This is a genomic window from Brevibacillus agri (assembly GCF_004117055.1).
GTDB lineage: Bacteria > Bacillota > Bacilli > Brevibacillales > Brevibacillaceae > Brevibacillus > Brevibacillus agri.
Map to the genome: position 1 here is coordinate 2,964,861 of NZ_CP026363.1, position 15,973 is coordinate 2,980,833.

Genomic DNA, 15,973 nt, shown 5'->3' on the forward strand with positions numbered 1-15,973 from the left:
GGGTACGAAATCCGCATCGCTGCAGCCGATGGTGAGCCTCCAAACGGTCAAGCATAGCTTGTTTGGAATATTGTAACAATCTTGTGCAACCTATGGATAAACATGGGAGGAAAATGTAGAATCATGTCGAATGTGTAGACATAACAACCCGGCATGAGTCCAAAATTTTTGGTTCAGGTAGCAAAGGAGTTTTGTGGAATGGATCATTTTTCTCACCTATTTAAGAGCGATCACCATTCATGCAGCGAGTCGTCGATTGGGCAAAACGATGATTCTCCCCGCATCTCTTTACAGATTTTCCGAACGAGAAAGCCCGCTACGGTGCGATAGCACCCCCTTTAGGGGCGGGATGAGAGTGAGGTCAAATACGGAGTACCACGAATAAATCGAAGGTTTGTGGTACTTCAAGTATTTGAAAATTCCACTCTTTTTTGTTGTTCATATGTTGTAGTATATAAAGAAAACTGATACAATAGGTGTATGAACGAATACAGAAGAACAAGCACAACCCTTTCATTATTAAACTACCATTTTGTGTTCTGCCCTCGGTACAGAAGAAAGATTTTTCTGCAAGCAGATGTAGAACAACGCTTCAAAGAGTTGGTACATGAAGGGTGTGAGGAACTGCAAATTGTGATTGTTGCTCTTGAATGCGACAAAGACCATACGCATATGTTTCTCAACGCACTCCCATCATTAAGCCCTGCGGATATGATGGCAAAAATGAAAGGAGTGACTTCTAAGAAATTGCGTGAAGAGTTTCCACATCTTCGGCATTTGCCGAGTTTGTGGACACGCTCATACTTCGTTTCTACCGCAGGAAATGTATCAAGTGAAACGATAAAGCGATATGTCGAACAACAGAAAACAAGGGGGTGAAAATCATGTCGCAGACCATCACAGTCAAAGTGAAATTGCTTCCAACAAAAGAACAGGCTTCTATTTTGCGTGAAATGAGTCAAACGTACCTCTCCACTATCAATACTCTCGTTTCCGAAATGGTTGCTGAAAAGAAAAGCACAAAGAAGTCGAGTAAGGATATTTCTGCTTCTTTGCCAAGTGCCGTTAAAAATCAAGCTATCAAGGACGCGAAAAGTGTGTTTAAGAAAGCGAAGAAAAGCAAATTCACTACTGTTCCTGTTTTGAAGAAACCTGTCTGCATTTGGAACAATCAAAACTACTCGTTTGATTTCACGCACATTTCCATGCCGATTATGATTGACGGCAAGGTAACTAAAACACCTATCCGTGCTTTGTTAGTTGATAAAGACAACCGTAACTTTGCTTTGCTAAAACACAAATTAGGTACGCTTCGAATCACACAGAAAGCAAATAAATGGATTGCCCAAATTTCTGTCACCATACCTACTATGGAAGGAACAGGAGTAAAAGTCATGGGTGTTGATTTGGGGTTAAAAGTTCCTGCCGTTGCTGTAACAGATGATGAAAAGGTACGTTTCTTTGGGAATGGCAGACAAAATAAGTACATGAAGCGTAAGTTTCGTTCTGAACGCAAAGCATTAGGCAAAAAGAAAAAGGTAAATGCGATTCGTAGTTCAAAAGATAAAGAACAACGTTGGATGAAAGACCAAGACCATAAGGTTAGTCGTGCTATCGTAAATTTTGCAAAAGACAATAAAATTTCTGTCATTCGCTTGGAACAACTGGCGAATATTAGACAGACGGCAAGAACAAGCCGTAAAAACGAAAAGAATCTGCATACTTGGTCATTTTATCGCCTATCTCAGTTCATTGAATATAAAGCGAATTTAGTTGGTATTAGAGTTGAGCATGTGAATCCTGCATACACAAGTCAGACATGCCCTAAATGCTCTGAGAAGAATAAGGCACAAGACCGTAAGTATAAATGCAAATGTGGATTCGAAAAACATCGTGATTTAGTCGGTGCTATGAACATTCGATATGCACCTGTGATTGATGGTAACAGTCAATCAGCCTAAGATGCTATATGCACTGTCTTAGGAGGGGCAATGAGATGTCCTCATCTTGAAGGCTGTTCAAAACAGAAATGGACTGCGAACGCTTAGTCATTCAAGAATCCCACCCGTACACCGCAAGGTGGAAGGCTTGCGGCTTTAGCCGTGGGAGTCTCAAAAGGTAACCCAGAAGTTTTGGCTCAATTGAACATGATTAATTTGACGCAAAAAGACCTGGAGCTGATTGCAGGGCTTCGTCCTGTCGTCGTGGAGCAAATTGAGCAAATCACCGCCTCGTTCTACGAAGCGATCCTGCACGTCGATTCATTAAAAGAGATTATTACGAGCCATACGACGGTCAATCGTCTGCGGCAAACGTTGTCCAGCCATTTGATTGAGATGTTCGACGGCCGTATTGATGAGGCTTTTGTTGAAAAACGGATGCGAATTGCCATGGTGCACCAAAAAATCGGGTTGCCCTCGAAGTGGTGTATGGGCTCGTTTCAAAATCTGCTCAGCACCTTGCTGCGCATCGTCGATAGTTTGCAAGGCACTCACCCGGACTGCTCCGGTCTGGCACAGGCTGTCACCAAGCTGCTCAGCCTCGAACAGCAGTTGGTTTTGGAAGCGTACGAGCATCAGACGCGGATGGAGGAGCAACGGGCGAAAGCGATTATCGAATACCAGGCGCTTCACGACGATTTGACGGGCTTGCCCAACCGGAGGAAGCTGCATGTAACGTTGCAGGAGACGATTGAGATAAGCAGGGAGGACAACTCCCGTTTTGCTGTGCTGGTGCTGGATATTGATCGGTTTAAATTGATTAACGATTCGCTTGGACACACGTACGGAGATCGCTTTTTGCAAGAGGTGAGCGACCGCATTCGCAAAAGCACCGAAGGATTCGACGTCATGATCGCGCGGATGGGGGGAGACGAATTTACGCTGATTTGCAAAAACGTGTCCTCCGACCGGGATTTTTCGGAGCTGTCCGAGCAGGTCGTCAAGGAGATTGAGATTCCGTACCGTCTGCAGAGCAACGACTATTACGTCTCGGCGAGCATCGGCATTGCCATCTATCCCGATCACGGCACAACTGTGGAGGAATTGCTGAAAAATGCCGACACGGCGATGTACGAGGTGAAGAAAAACGGCAAGAACGGCTACCAGTTTTTCACCAACGAGCTGGACAACCAACTGCTGCTGCGCTTTGAGCTGGAAAGCGACTTGCGCAAGGCAGTCAAGGAAAATGAGTTCACGCTGTTCTACCAGCCGCAGGTGCAGGCGCTCAGCAATGAAATCATCGGGGTCGAAGCGCTTGTCCGCTGGAACCACCCGACAAAGGGCATGCTCTCGCCGGGCATTTTTATTCCGTTGGCGGAGGAAACAGGACTCATCTACGACATCGGCACATGGACGCTGAGGGAAGCTTGCCGGCAAATGAAAGAATGGCATGATGCAGGCGGGCCGCTCATTCCCGTCTCCGTCAACTTGTCTTCGCGGCAGTTCCACCAGGCGAACCTGGTCGAATACATTCGCGACATCCTGGAAGAAACGGGGCTGGAAGCGAAATATTTGGAGCTGGAAATTACGGAGAGCATGATGATGGACCCGGATTTGTCCACGGAAATTCTCAACAAGCTGAACGATTTTGGGGTGAAAATCAGTCTCGACGATTTTGGTACCGGATACAGCTCGTTGAGTTACCTCAAGCTGTTGCCCATTCATAAGCTGAAAATTGACCGCTCCTTCATTACCGACATCACGCGAAATGCGAGCGACCAGGCTATCGTGGCGACGATCATCTCGATGGCGAAGCATTTGAACATGGACGTGATCGCGGAAGGAATCGAAACACAAGGCCAACTGGACTTTTTGACGGAAAACGCCTGCAAGGAAATTCAGGGCTATTACTTCAGCCGACCGTTGCCAGCAACTGAAGTAGAGGAAACTTTTTTTGTCCCTTACAGACTGTCCCAGCTCTCCTAAGAGATTGACAGCCGATGCATAGAATGGAATCATTTTGTAATTCCTGCTACAATAAAGAGAGTCCCTTCGGGGGCTATTTTTCTAAGGAGGTTTTTTCGATGAAAAACATGGCGTTCATCAAACTCGTCTATGAAAAACAACTGGGGGGTGACATTTATTATGAACCCTAGTATTTTGCAAGGCACGCGAAAGCATCTGATTAACCAGCTTGTCTTTTTCGATGAGCAATATTCGCTCTTTTTCGATCATTATGTCCGGGATTACGGAAAAGAAAAACAGACGGTTGACGACATGATCCAGCGCTACAAGCAGACGCTGGAACAACTGCTCGCCAAAGACGACAGTGCGCTGTTTGAGTCGCTCAAGTCAGTGACTTTGCTTGGCAGCAGCGTGAAGGTGCTATTTGAAGAGGATGGCTTTGAGGAATCATTCACTGTGGTGTACCCCACAGACATTGATCCAGACAACAACAGAATCTCATTCTTGTCGCCCATCGGCAGACAGTTGCTGCTGGCCGCTCCACACGATTTTGTTGTTCTGGAGAGCCCGGTCGGCAGGCAGCAGGTGCAAGTGCGGGAGATAAGCTTTACATATATGGGCGGTTTTTCAGCTCAGTAGTCATGATGAAGGGAAAAGGCGCTAACGGTTCGGTTAGTGTCTTTTCTTTTTCCAGGCAAAAGGAGGAGAGCAAAATGACAGGATACGACCAGCTCGATGGCGTACACATCCCTTGGCAACGGTTGACGACCGCATACGGGCGAGGAACCGAGCTGCCTGCGCTGATGGCAGCGCGCGCCTACGAGAAAATCGCTCCGCTGATCGAGCATCAGAGCACACTGTGGCAAGTGACTCCCACATTATCCCTTTATGGAATCAGGTTGCCCGCCGCTTTGTAGATGCGGTACCATTCTTCCCGGGTCAAGCTCAGGTCTGCCCCTTTGCACGCGTCCTTGAGCCGTTGCGCATTGGTCGTCCCGAGCACTACTTGAATATTGGCGGGATGGCGGGTAATCCACGCGACAGCGATGGCGGTGTTCGTCACCTCGTACTTTTCCGCGATGCTGTCGATCACCTTGTTCAGCTCCGGGAAATGAATCAGGTCGCCGAGAAACGGGCCGCTGAACATGCCGTGCTGGAAAGGCGACCACGCCTGCATCGTAATGTCGTGCAGACGGCAGTATTCCAGAATGCTACTGTCGCGGTTGAGCGATTGGTCTGTTTTCATGTTCAGGGAGATGCCGGAATCGATCAAGGGTGTGTGCGCGATACTGAACTGGATTTGGTTGACCACGAGCTTTTGCGGTATGTACTTTTGCAAGAGCGCGATTTGCGCGGGGTTCTGGTTGGACACCCCGAAATAGTTGACCTTGCCCTGGTCCTGCAACTGCTGAAAAGCTTCCGCGACTTCCTCTGGCTCCATCAACGGGTCCGGGCGATGGAGGAGCAGAATATCCAGATAGTCCGTTTTCAACCGTTTCAATATGCCGTCGACCGAGGCGAGAATATGCTCTTTGGAAAAGTCGTAGTAATTTTCCTTGGAGCGAATGCCGCATTTGCTCTGCAAAATCATTTTCTCGCGAATCGCCGGGTTCATCTGGATGGCGTCGGCAAAATGCGCCTCGCAGCGGCCTTGTCCGTATATATCCGCATGGTCGAAAAAATTGATCCCTTCTTCGAGCGCTGTACGGATCAAGTTTTCCGCTTCTGCCAGGGAAAGCTGGGTCAGGCGCATATTGCCCATAATCATGTTGGAAGCGTGCAACTCGGTGTTTTTGATCGGATAAACCTTCACGTTCATTCCCCCATCCAATTTTTCGCTCCGTAATACTTTCGGCAATCGCGATCGTTGTCCCTACCGCTATTTGATTCCAAGCCCGCGTTTTTTGCGCACGAGCGTCGAGATATTCACCCCGAGCTTGTCCGCGCATTCCTGCATCGTGCTCGTTTCTTTCAATACGCGCTGGATGTATTCCCGCTCAAACCGTTCGACCGCTTCCTTGAGCGCAAGCGGTTGCTCCATTTTAGCCAGATGCAGCGGGAGCGCGCTATGCTGCGAATTGCGAATCGAGGCGGGAAGCTGATCGTACGTGATGCGTCCATTTTCGCACATGTGGTAGGAGCGCTCCACGACGTTTTTCAGCTCGCGGACGTTCCCTGGCCAGTCGTAATCGACGAGCGCTTCCAGCGCGTCGGTTTCGAGGCGCATTTCCTGCTGGTATTTCCACTCCAGCTTTTTTAAATAGTAGAAAACGAGAGCGGGAATATCTTCCCGGCGTTCGCGCAAGGGCGGGATGGTCAGCGACAGCACGTTCAGCCGGTAGTACAAGTCCTGGCGAAACTGCTTCTGCTCGACCATCGCTTCCAGGTCGCTGTTGGTCGCCGCGATGATCCGCATGTTCACCTGGCGCGACGTTTTTCCGCCCAGCCGCCTGATTTTGCCGTCCTGCAAAACGTTCAGCAGCTTGACCTGCAACGGAAACGGCAAATCGCCGACTTCGTCGAGGAAGACCGTGCCGCTGTGCGCCAGCTCAAACAGTCCTTCCTTCGCCTGGCTGGCTCCGGTGAACGCGCCTTTTTCGTAGCCGAACAATTCTGACTCCAGCAGATGGTCGGGGATCGCCCCGCAGTTGATTTTGATAAACTCGCCCGAGCGTCCGCTCTGTGCGTGAATGTAGTTCGCCAAAACGTCTTTGCCGACGCCGGACTCGCCAAGCAGCAAAATCGGCGAATCGTTAGCCGCAAAGCGATTCGCCAGCGAGACGATCCGGTGCATCATGCTGCTGCGGTAGATGATCTGGCCGCCCGAGTCGATGTCGTTTTGGATCTGCTCTAGCGCGCGTTGGAACGAAGAATTGATCTGGCGCGTTTCCTCCAGCTCCTGCTGTAGCTTGTTCAGCTCGGTAATATCGCGGACGTTGCCGACGACAAACAGCAGCTCCCCGTTTGGATCGAGCAGCGGCGTCGCGGTATTGATCGCCGTCCGGCCGTTGGCGTAATGGATGACGACGCTATGCGTCTGCTTTGTCGCGATCGCTCTGGCGGCGGAGGAATCCGGAACCATGTGCATTTCTTTTTGTTCAATATAACTGAAGTTGTTCAGGATATCAGCAGGAATCCCGGTAATGCTCAAATAGGCGTCGTTGTACAGGAGCACATAGCCGTTGCGGTCGCAGATCGCCAGACCGTCGTGGGAAGTTTTGAAAATGGTCATAATCAACTGGACGAGCTCGGTATTGTCGCTTCCCTGGAAAAATTTGGTCTGATACATGGTGTTCCTCCTTGGGCATGGCTTGTTGCTTGTTTGCAAAATAATCAGAATTGAGCATCTGTGCGCAAAAATGCATATGCAAAATGAATCATCAAGTACATTCGTTGTAAAGAAACCGCTTTCATTCGCTTGGCACGCAACTTGCTCATACGTTATGGTGAACGATGGAGAAAGCGAGGGATGTTTTCATGTCTTCATTATATCAGGTATTGACTCCTGCGGGAGAGCTGACAGCGGCGATTGACGGGCGACTGGATGAGTCCATGATGATAAACATGTATGAACAGATGGTGCGGGTGCGTTTGTTCGACCGCAAGTCGATCCATTTGCAGCGCCAGGGGCGGATGGGGACGTACGCGCCGTTTGAAGGGCAGGAGGCTTCGCAGGTCGGAAGCGCGCTGGCGCTCAAGCCCGGGGATTGGCTGTTTCCCACTTACCGCGATCACGCAGCGGCGATTGTGCATGGACAGTCGATGGCGCGCGTGTTTTTGTACTGGATGGGCCATATGGAGGGCAGCATCAGCCCGAAAGGCTTGAACATCATGCCGCCATGCGTGCCGATTGCGACACAGATGGTTCACGCGGTTGGCACGGCGTGGGCGAGCAAGCTGCAAAACGAGCAGCACGTCAGCCTGGCCTACTTTGGCGATGGGGCGACGTCGGAGGGCGACTTCCATGAAGCGCTCAACTTTGCCGGGGTGTTCCAGACGCCGACGATTTTTTTCTGTCAAAACAACGGCTATGCGATCAGCGTGCCGTTTTCCCAGCAATCTGCTTCGAAAACGATTGCCCAGCGCGCAGCCGCCTATGACATTCCCGGCGTGCGCATCGACGGCAACGATATTTTCGCCGTCTGGCTGACGATGCAAGAAGCGGTGGAGCGGGCTTTGAACGGGCAAGGGCCAACCTTGATCGAAGCGGTGACATTCCGCTACGGTGCCCACACGACCGCAGACGATCCGAAAAAGTACCGCGATCAGGAAAAACTGGCAAAGGAGTGGAGAAGCGAGCGCGATCCGATCCAGCGGCTGCGCACGTTCCTCGTCCGGCGCGGGCTGTGGAACGACGCCAAGGAAGCGGAGCTGATCGCCCGGGCAAACGAGCAGATTGACGCGGCACTGGCGGAAGCGGAGAGCTATCCGAAATCCCGGCCGGAAGACATGTTCAAGCACGTGTACGCAGAGCCGACCTGGATGGCAGTCGAGCAGGAAGGCGAGCTTGCGAAGCCAGCGAAGAAGGAGGACATCCCGGCATGATTCGCAAACTGACGATGATTCAGGCAATTACGGAAGCCATGGATCAAAAGATGGCAGAAGATTCGCGCGTCATGCTGCTCGGCGAAGACATCGGCGTGAACGGAGGGGTTTTTCGCGCGACCGAAGACTTGATTCACAAATACGGGGCCACTCGCGTCGTCGACACGCCGCTGTCCGAGGCGGGCATGATCGGGGCGGCCATCGGGCTTGCCATGAACGGGCTGATTCCGGTCGTCGAGATTCAGTTTCTGGCCTTTATTTATCCCGGCTTCGAGCAGATCGTGTCCCATGCAGCGCGGATGCGTTACCGGACTCGCGGCCAGTACCATGTGCCGATGGTCATTCGCACGCCATACGGCGCAGGCATTCGCGGGCCGGAGCTGCACTCGGAGAGCGTCGAGACGTTTTTTGCCCACGTGCCAGGGCTGAAGGTAGTGGCGCCGAGCACGCCCTATGACGCAAAAGGCTTGCTGATCGCTGCGATGGAAGACCCGGACCCGGTCATCTTTTTGGAGCCGACCAAGCTGTATCGGGCTTTCAAGGAAGAAGTCCCCGAAGAGATGTACTGCGTGCCGATCGGGAAAGCAAAAGTGGTGCGCGAAGGCACGGATATTTCGATTTTTGCCTGGGGAGCGATGCTGCGCGTAGCCGAGGAAGCGGCGAAGCGGATTGAGCGTGAGCAGGGAGCGAGCTGTGAGGTCGTGGACTTGCGCACGATCTACCCGCTCGACCGCGACGCGATTGTCCAGTCGATCAAAAAGACCGGGCGCGCCGTCGTCGTCCACGAGGCGCACAAGACCGCAGGGATGGGAGCGGAAATCATCTCGATCATTAACGATGAGGCGCTGATTTATTTGAAGGCTCCCGTGAAGCGGATTACGGGCTTTGACGTGCCTGTCCCGCAGTTCAGCATCGAGGACGATTATTTGCCGACGCCCGCGCGCGTCATGAGCGGCATAGTGGAAACGCTTACGTTTTAGCGTAAAGGAGCGAGGAACATGGTGGAGTTCAAACTCCCGGATGTGGGAGAAGGCATGCATGAAGGGGAAATCCTCAAGGTGCTGGTTCGCCCGGGCGAAGCAGTCGTCCAGGACCAGCCTGTCATTGAGGTACAGACGGACAAAGTCAGCGCAGAGCTGTCCGCTCCGGCAACCGGGGTCGTCCAGGAAATTCGCATTGCCGAGGGCGACACGGTCGAGGTGGGAACGGTACTGCTGGTGATCGACACAGGGGCAGCAAGCGGAGAGGGCACGGAAGCGAAGCCGACTGTTACGCCTGTATCTGCACCGGAAAAGCAATCGACCGCTACGGTTCCGGCTCGTCAAGGGGCGAGCCGTTCCTTGGCGACGCCGTACGTGCGGCAGTTGGCGCGAGAAATGAAAATCGACATTGAACAGGTGAGCGGCACGGGGCCAGCCGGACGCGTCACCGAAGAAGATTTGCGCCAGTTTGCCAGCGCCGGGCAAAAGCGCGCGCTGCAAGAAGTATCGGCGACTGCTTTTGCCGCAGCTCCCGTGAACGAGCCGGCGGAGCCTGCGCGTCCAGTGACGCCAGCAGCCGTTAGCAAGACGGCAGAACAGGAAAAGCCCGTGCAAAAGCAAGCGGCCTCCCAGGCGTCGGCCTTGCCCGTGGGCGTGGGCGATCACCTGATCGAACGTCTGCCGCTGAAAGGCATCCGCAAAAAAATCTCCGAGCACATGGTGAAATCCGTGACGGTCATTCCGCACGTCACCTCTGTCGACGAGCTGGAAATGGATCAGCTTCAGGCGCTGCGGGAGCGGCTGAAACCGCATGCCGAGAAAAAGCAGCTCAAGCTGACGTTTTTGCCGTTTTTCATCAAGGCGCTGGTGATCGCGCTGAAGGAATATCCGGTCATGAACGCTTCCATTGACGATGCTACCAACGAAATTTTGCTAAAGCGCTTTTATCATATCGGGATTGCAACCGATACGCCGGACGGGCTGATCGTGCCTGTTATCCGGGACGCAGACCGCAAATCCATTTTTCAACTGGCAGCGGAGATCAAACAACTGGCTGAGCTTGCTCGCCAAGGCAAGCTGACGCTTGAGCAGATTACAGGCGGGACGTTTACGATCAGCAATGTGGGGCCGATCGGCGGCCTGCAAGCGACGCCGATCATCAACCATCCGGAGGTTGCGATTTTGGCCCTGCACAAAATGGAAAAGCGCTGGGTCGTGCGCGAAGAGGAAGGCGTAATTCGGCAAATGATGAACATATCGCTGTCCTTTGACCACCGGCTGATCGACGGAGTGACGGCAGTGCGCTTTACCAACCGGATCAAGGAGCTGCTCGAAGATCCGAATCTATTGTTCGCGGAGATGGTCTAAATGGTAGTTGGGGAAATCGCAATCGAAACAGACGTTGTCGTCATCGGAGGGGGCCCTGGCGGCTATGCGGCGGCCATTCGCCTCGGCCAGTTGGGCCAATCAGTCGTCCTGGTGGAAAAAGAGGTGTTGGGCGGCGTGTGCCTCAACCGGGGCTGCATTCCCTCCAAAGCGTTGATTCATGCCGCAGGCGAGTACCATAAGCTGGCCGGGCTGGGCAAGCTGGGGATCAGGCTGCCGGACGGAAGCGCGGCGTTTCACATGCCGGACTGGCAAGCGTGGAAAGAGTCCGTAGTTGCGCAATTGAGCCAGGGGGTAGAGCAGCTTTGCCAGGCAAACGGAGTGACGGTAGTCAAAGGCTCCGCCACGTTTCTTTCTGCCGACCGGATCGGAGTCGAGACTGGCGGCGATTTTGAGACGTACAAGTTCCGCCAGGCGATCATTGCCACAGGCTCCCGCCCTTTTGCGCCGAAGGCTTTGGCGCCGGACCATGAGCGTATTCTGGATTCCACGGACTTGTTGAACCTGCAGGAACTGCCGAAGTCGCTTGCGATCATTGGCGGCGGCTATATCGGGATGGAGCTGGGCATGGCGCTTGCCAAGCTGGGAACGAGCGTGACGGTCGTAGAGGCAGCACCAGGCATTTTGCCGCAGACGGCTCCCCACTTGACGCAGGAAGTGCGGAAGCAGGCGAAAAAGCTGGGGATAAGCGTGAAGACGGCGACAAAAGTCGAGGAAATCTCGCGTAGCGGTGACCAGGTGACACTTGCCGTCCTCTCTGAGCCGCACGGACGCGAAGAGCTTACGGTGGACAAAGCATTGGTGACGATTGGCCGGGTGCCGAACACGGGGGATATCGGGTTGGGGCAAGCCGGAGTCGTGATCGATGAAAAAGGCTACATTCCCGTCAATGCCGAGTGCCGCACCAACCAGCCGCACATTTTTGCCATTGGCGATGTGACGCCCGGGCCTGCACTGGCGCACCGCGCCTCGAAGCAAGGCATCGTGGCCGCCGAAGTCATCGCGGGCTTGCCAAGCAGCGTGGACTCGCCGTATGTCCCTTACGTCATTTTTACCGACCCGCCAATCGCCGGTGTCGGCCTGACGCCAGAAGAAGCAAAGGAGCAGGGCTATCGGGTCAGAACGGCGTCGTTTCCGTATCGGGCGAACGGCAAAGCTTTGGTGATCGACGAGCGTGACGGCTTCGCAGAAGTGGTCGTCGAGGAAGACACGCACCTGCTAGTGGGCATGCACGTAGTCGGCGCGGATGCACCGAACCTCATCGGAGAAGGTGCGCTGGCTCTGGAGCTTGCTGCCAGAGTCGAGGATTTGGCGCTCACCATCCACCCGCACCCGACCTTGAGCGAGGTGTGGCTGGAAGCAGCGGAAGCCGCCCTCGGACACGCCATCCACATCGTCAACAAAAAATGAGCGAAAACCTCCTTGCTCGCGAATGGAACGCGAAAGGGGGTTTTTTCTTGTCTGCCCGAAAGTATATCTTTTCCTGCATGAAACCAAACTAAGTAGGAAACGGCACGTTCGGCTGCAAAAAAGGAGAGGGCACGATGGGAGACTGGGTGACGATTTGGATCGGAGCAAGTATCGGGGCATTTCTGGCGATCGTGTTGCTCGCGACCGTAGCGTTTTGCTTTTCGCGCGGATTCGTGCGCTGGGCGGTCGGCCACTTCGCCAAAATCGTGATGAACGACCGCTATCCGGAAAACATATGGGAAATCGTCTCGGCGCTGACGCGCGTCTCTCCCCAAAAGGTGCTGGAAAACAGCTTGCGCGCTGCGGAGGGCACCGCGATTGACAGGCCGTTCGGCACGCCGCGAAAATTTTTGAATTACGACGGTCTCCTGTTTTCCCCCGCGCAATTGTCGGTGCTTCCTGCGCCTGAAAATGCCGAGGTCGATATGCGCCTCACCATCGGGCCGATGGCCAAAAAACCGTTGACGCTGGAGATTCCGCTGTTGGCTGGCGGGATCGGCTTTGGCGTTGGCGTGACGGATAAAACCAAGATCGCCATTGCCAAAGGGACGGCTGCGGTCGGCACCGTCACGAATACGGGAGAAGGCGGTTTCTTACCCGAAGAAAGAGAAAACGCAAAATATTTGATCTATCAATATCATTCCGCGACATGGACAAAGAGTCCGGAGATTCTCAAGCAAGCCGACGCGATAGAAATCCGGATCGGCCAAGGCGCTACCGCCGGAGCTGCGACTTTTATCCCGCATCGTGATCTTCGTGGCAAGGCCAGCCAAGTCATGCATCTGCCAGACCAGGAGTACATCGTCATCCCTTCCCGGCATAAAGAGGTGCAGAAGCCAGACGATCTTCGCAAGCTCGTCGACCAGCTCCGCGAGTTGACAGAGGGTGTGCCGATTGGGGTCAAGATGTGTGCCAGCGCGAACATGGAAGCCGATCTGGAAGTGGCGATCATGGCTGGCGTCGATTTTATCAGTATGGACGGGGGCCAAGGCGGCTACAAGGGCAGCGCGCCGATCTTGCAGGACGACTTCGGCTTGCCGACGATCTACGCGGTGTCAAGAGCGGTCCGCTACTTGCAAAAACGCGGCGTCAAGGACAAAATTACGCTGCTGAGCGGAGGTGGGTACTATACGCCAAGCCATTGCCTGAAAGCGCTGGCCCTGGGGGTGGATGGCGTCTATTTGGGCACGGCCATGCTCTGGGGGATGGCGCACGATCAGGTCACGAAGGCCATTCCGTGGGAGCCGCCCACCCAGCTCCTGTTTTATGGCGGGCACTCTCAAAAAGAGTTTGACGAGCAGGAGGCGGCCAAGTATTTGGAGCATTTTTTTTGCGCGTTTGTCGATGAAATGCGGATAGCCACTCTCGCATTGGGCAAGACATCCGTTCGCGAGGTAGGCGTCGACGATTTGATCGCTCTCGACAGCATGACCAGCAAAGTCACAAACATCCCGCTCGCGTACACCCCGCGCATCCCGCACAGTCCGTCATGAAGGCAAAAACAAGACACGATCGGTTAACCCGTACGAGCAAAGCTTCCTTCTGTCGTTTTTGGGGTTGGAAGTGGCAACAGGCGCGGCTTTGTATCTCGTATTCGTGATCTTCCGTAAGCTCGATTCCAGCCCGTATGCGTTAGTCAAGCTGGGGATTATCGGGAGCGCAGTCGGGTTGGTTCTCGATGCGTTCGCGCTGTGGAACCGCGATGTATTTTTTGCAAAGCTTTCCAATGAGCAGTTGCTCGCCTTTACGATCTGGATGGCTTTCGCCTACGGTTTGTATTTGGCGCTCCCGCTGTTCATGGCAAAAGGCGACAAATCATAAGCGATTTCTGACGGATCGTTCACCCCCTATTCAAGAGGTCCGGCAAAAGCCGGAAGCCTGAATAGGGCTTTTTGTTAGCTCGTTATCGTTCAGGCTTTTGCGCAAAGCGATCATGCTATATAATGATAATGATTATCAATTACATTCATTCGCAAAAGGGAGAATCATCCGAGTGTTTTTACATCCGTTAGAATGCGCAAAAGAGACGTTTTTCGTTTTACAGCGAATGGAGCGGCAGCAATACGGTTTGCAGCAGGAGCATCCTCCCGTATGGAAGGATGGGCACCATCTGCTCTACGTCCAGGAAGGAGAGGGGATCTTGCGCGTGGACGGCGACCCGCTCCTGTTAAAGCCGGGAAAAATCGTGCTGCTCGCCCCGGATTGCTGCGTAGAGGTGGAGGGCCGCTCCTGCAAGCCGCTGTCTCTCTACGATTTTTCGTTTACATATACCGTGGCGAGCGACACGCCAGCACAGTCAAAAAAAGCAAAGGCTGTCTTTTCCCCTGGCCATCACGCGCTGTCTGCCCAGGCTGCCGCTCGTTTTGCGCAGTTGCTGGAGCAAATGGAGCAGCTTGCGGAAACAGAGGAGCCGCTCGCCAAGTGGAAGCAGTCGATTTTGTTCCAGGAAATCATGTACCTCGCCGTCTCCGATCCGCTGACAACGGAAGAAACAGGCGGGACGCGGGAAGCGATTGAAAAAGTGCTGCTTTATGTGCAGCAGCATTATCAGGAGGACATTTCTTTAAAGGAAGTCGCACAGATGCACGGCATCAGCGCCTCGAATTTTTCCAGCGTGTTCAAAAAGCATGTCGGACTGAACCCGCTTGACTATGTGACACAACTGCGAATGGCCCAGGCGCAGCGAAAATTGAAGGCGAGCCAACCGATTGAGCTCGTCGCCCGGCAGGTTGGCTTCAAAGACCCGCTCTATTTCAGTCGCATTTTCAAGCGAACAGTCGGCGTCACACCGTCCGCCTATCGAAAACAGAGCCAGACGGACAAGATCGTCACGCTGCTGCCGCATTTGAACGATTACTTGCTGGCGCTTGGGGTCAAGCCGTTTGCGACGCTGCCCTACGGCGGGAATGACCAGGTGGATGGCTACTTGCCTTATCTGGCTCGCGAGTTGAGCGAGACAAAGCTGACGGGAAGCTGGAACAAGCCGGACATGGACGAGCTGGCAGAGGCGAAGCCCGGATTGATTCTCGGCTCGAACTGGTTCCACATCAATCTGGAGTCGGTGAAAAAAATCGCCCCGACCATCCCGATCATTTTGCGGGATGACTGGCAAAGCCTCTTGCTGGAACTGGCTCGTTTTTTCGGCAAAGGAGAAGAAGGGAAGCACTGGATGCGGCGATACGAGCAAAAGGTAAATCAGGCGAAGGCGCTCTTGTCCTTGTCCAAAGCCCGTGACGAGTCCGTCATGATTCTCACCGTGACTTGCAACGAATACCGGGTGTACGGCGGCAGAAGGCAACTCGGCAAGGTGCTGTACGAAGATTTGCGGTTGACACCTCCGGCGGGGATTTCGACCAAAACGCATTACGTCTGTGTGACACTCGAACAAATCCAGGCGATGAATCCCGACCACATTTTTTTGTCGACGAACAATTCCAATCCGAGCAAAGAACAGATCAAGGCCCTCCAGGCGACCAAGGCGTGGTCCGGTTTGCGGGCGGTGCAGAAACATCAGGTGTACGAGGTGGAGAGCTGGCTGAACGGTCACGCTCCGATCAAGCACAGCCTGTCCATCGACGTCGCCATCAGCCATCTGGCCGAGAGCAAGCAATGGGAGGTCTCTGTCATGTAAGCCGCTTCGTCAGCAAGTGGCTTTTTTTCATGGACGGCCGCAAGATTTTGTCCATA

General features: G+C 53.5%; 14 protein-coding genes. 12 read left to right on the top strand and 2 right to left on the bottom strand.

Annotated elements, in window-relative coordinates; all coding sequences use genetic code 11:
- Positions 1-480 precede the first annotated feature (480 nt).
- The 5 genes from tnpA (at position 481) to BA6348_RS14935 (ending at position 4,822) form a co-directional block, all read left to right on the top strand.
- Positions 481-879, top strand: a complete 399-nt coding sequence (tnpA, locus tag BA6348_RS14915; protein ID WP_129552201.1) for an IS200/IS605 family transposase — start codon at positions 481-483, stop codon at positions 877-879.
- A 5-nt stretch (positions 880-884) separates the two neighbouring features.
- Positions 885-1,961 carry an RNA-guided endonuclease InsQ/TnpB family protein gene (locus BA6348_RS14920; RefSeq protein ID WP_007784978.1) on the top strand — a complete coding sequence of 359 codons (1,077 nt, stop codon included), beginning with the start codon at positions 885-887 and terminating at the stop codon, positions 1,959-1,961.
- Between the two features lie 186 nt (positions 1,962-2,147).
- Complete coding sequence (locus BA6348_RS14925; protein WP_242507500.1) at positions 2,148-3,926, top strand: EAL domain-containing protein; 1,779 nt, start codon at positions 2,148-2,150, stop codon at positions 3,924-3,926.
- 159 nt (positions 3,927-4,085) lie between these two features.
- A complete protein-coding gene (locus tag BA6348_RS14930) occupies positions 4,086-4,544 on the top strand; it encodes a GreA/GreB family elongation factor (protein ID WP_005833659.1) in 459 nt (152 codons plus the stop codon).
- Positions 4,545-4,618: 74 nt separating this feature from the next.
- Positions 4,619-4,822, top strand: coding sequence for a hypothetical protein (locus BA6348_RS14935; protein ID WP_005833657.1), 204 nt, complete (start codon positions 4,619-4,621; stop codon positions 4,820-4,822).
- On the opposite strand, the gene BA6348_RS14940 is transcribed toward BA6348_RS14935, so the two are convergent.
- Both BA6348_RS14940 and BA6348_RS14945 read right to left on the bottom strand, forming a co-directional pair.
- Positions 4,792-5,724 carry an aldo/keto reductase gene (locus BA6348_RS14940; protein ID WP_007786701.1) on the bottom strand — a complete coding sequence of 311 codons (933 nt, stop codon included), beginning with the start codon at positions 5,722-5,724 and terminating at the stop codon, positions 4,792-4,794. The two genes, BA6348_RS14935 and BA6348_RS14940, sit on opposite strands and share 31 nt — an antisense overlap.
- Before the next feature lie 60 nt (positions 5,725-5,784).
- Positions 5,785-7,194 (bottom strand): sigma-54 interaction domain-containing protein, encoded by a 1,410-nt coding sequence (locus BA6348_RS14945; RefSeq protein ID WP_005833653.1) that lies wholly within the window; start codon positions 7,192-7,194, stop codon positions 5,785-5,787.
- Between the two features lie 188 nt (positions 7,195-7,382).
- On the opposite strand from BA6348_RS14945, the gene pdhA reads away from it, so the two are divergent.
- The 7 genes from pdhA (at position 7,383) to BA6348_RS14980 (ending at position 15,917) form a co-directional block, all read left to right on the top strand.
- On the top strand, positions 7,383-8,450 hold the full coding sequence (pdhA, locus tag BA6348_RS14950) for a pyruvate dehydrogenase (acetyl-transferring) E1 component subunit alpha (protein ID WP_005833651.1): 1,068 nt from the start codon (positions 7,383-7,385) through the stop codon (positions 8,448-8,450).
- Positions 8,447-9,430 carry an alpha-ketoacid dehydrogenase subunit beta gene (locus tag BA6348_RS14955; protein WP_005833649.1) on the top strand — a complete coding sequence of 328 codons (984 nt, stop codon included), beginning with the start codon at positions 8,447-8,449 and terminating at the stop codon, positions 9,428-9,430. The genes pdhA and BA6348_RS14955 overlap by 4 nt, the downstream gene beginning before the upstream one ends.
- An 18-nt stretch (positions 9,431-9,448) precedes the next feature.
- Positions 9,449-10,798, top strand: coding sequence for a dihydrolipoamide acetyltransferase family protein (locus BA6348_RS14960; RefSeq protein ID WP_122952436.1), 1,350 nt, complete (start codon positions 9,449-9,451; stop codon positions 10,796-10,798).
- Positions 10,799-12,226: a dihydrolipoyl dehydrogenase gene (lpdA, locus tag BA6348_RS14965; RefSeq protein WP_122952437.1), complete on the top strand. Its 1,428-nt coding sequence runs from the start codon at positions 10,799-10,801 to the stop codon at positions 12,224-12,226. It abuts the gene before it with no gap.
- A gap of 134 nt (positions 12,227-12,360) precedes the next feature.
- Positions 12,361-13,779, top strand: a complete 1,419-nt coding sequence (locus BA6348_RS14970; protein ID WP_122952438.1) for an FMN-binding glutamate synthase family protein — start codon at positions 12,361-12,363, stop codon at positions 13,777-13,779.
- Positions 13,780-13,849: 70 nt separating this feature from the next.
- On the top strand, positions 13,850-14,107 hold the full coding sequence (locus BA6348_RS14975; RefSeq protein WP_051353883.1) for a hypothetical protein: 258 nt from the start codon (positions 13,850-13,852) through the stop codon (positions 14,105-14,107).
- Positions 14,108-14,279: 172 nt separating this feature from the next.
- Positions 14,280-15,917: an ABC transporter substrate-binding protein gene (locus tag BA6348_RS14980; RefSeq protein ID WP_122952439.1), complete on the top strand. Its 1,638-nt coding sequence runs from the start codon at positions 14,280-14,282 to the stop codon at positions 15,915-15,917.
- Positions 15,918-15,973 lie beyond the last annotated feature (56 nt).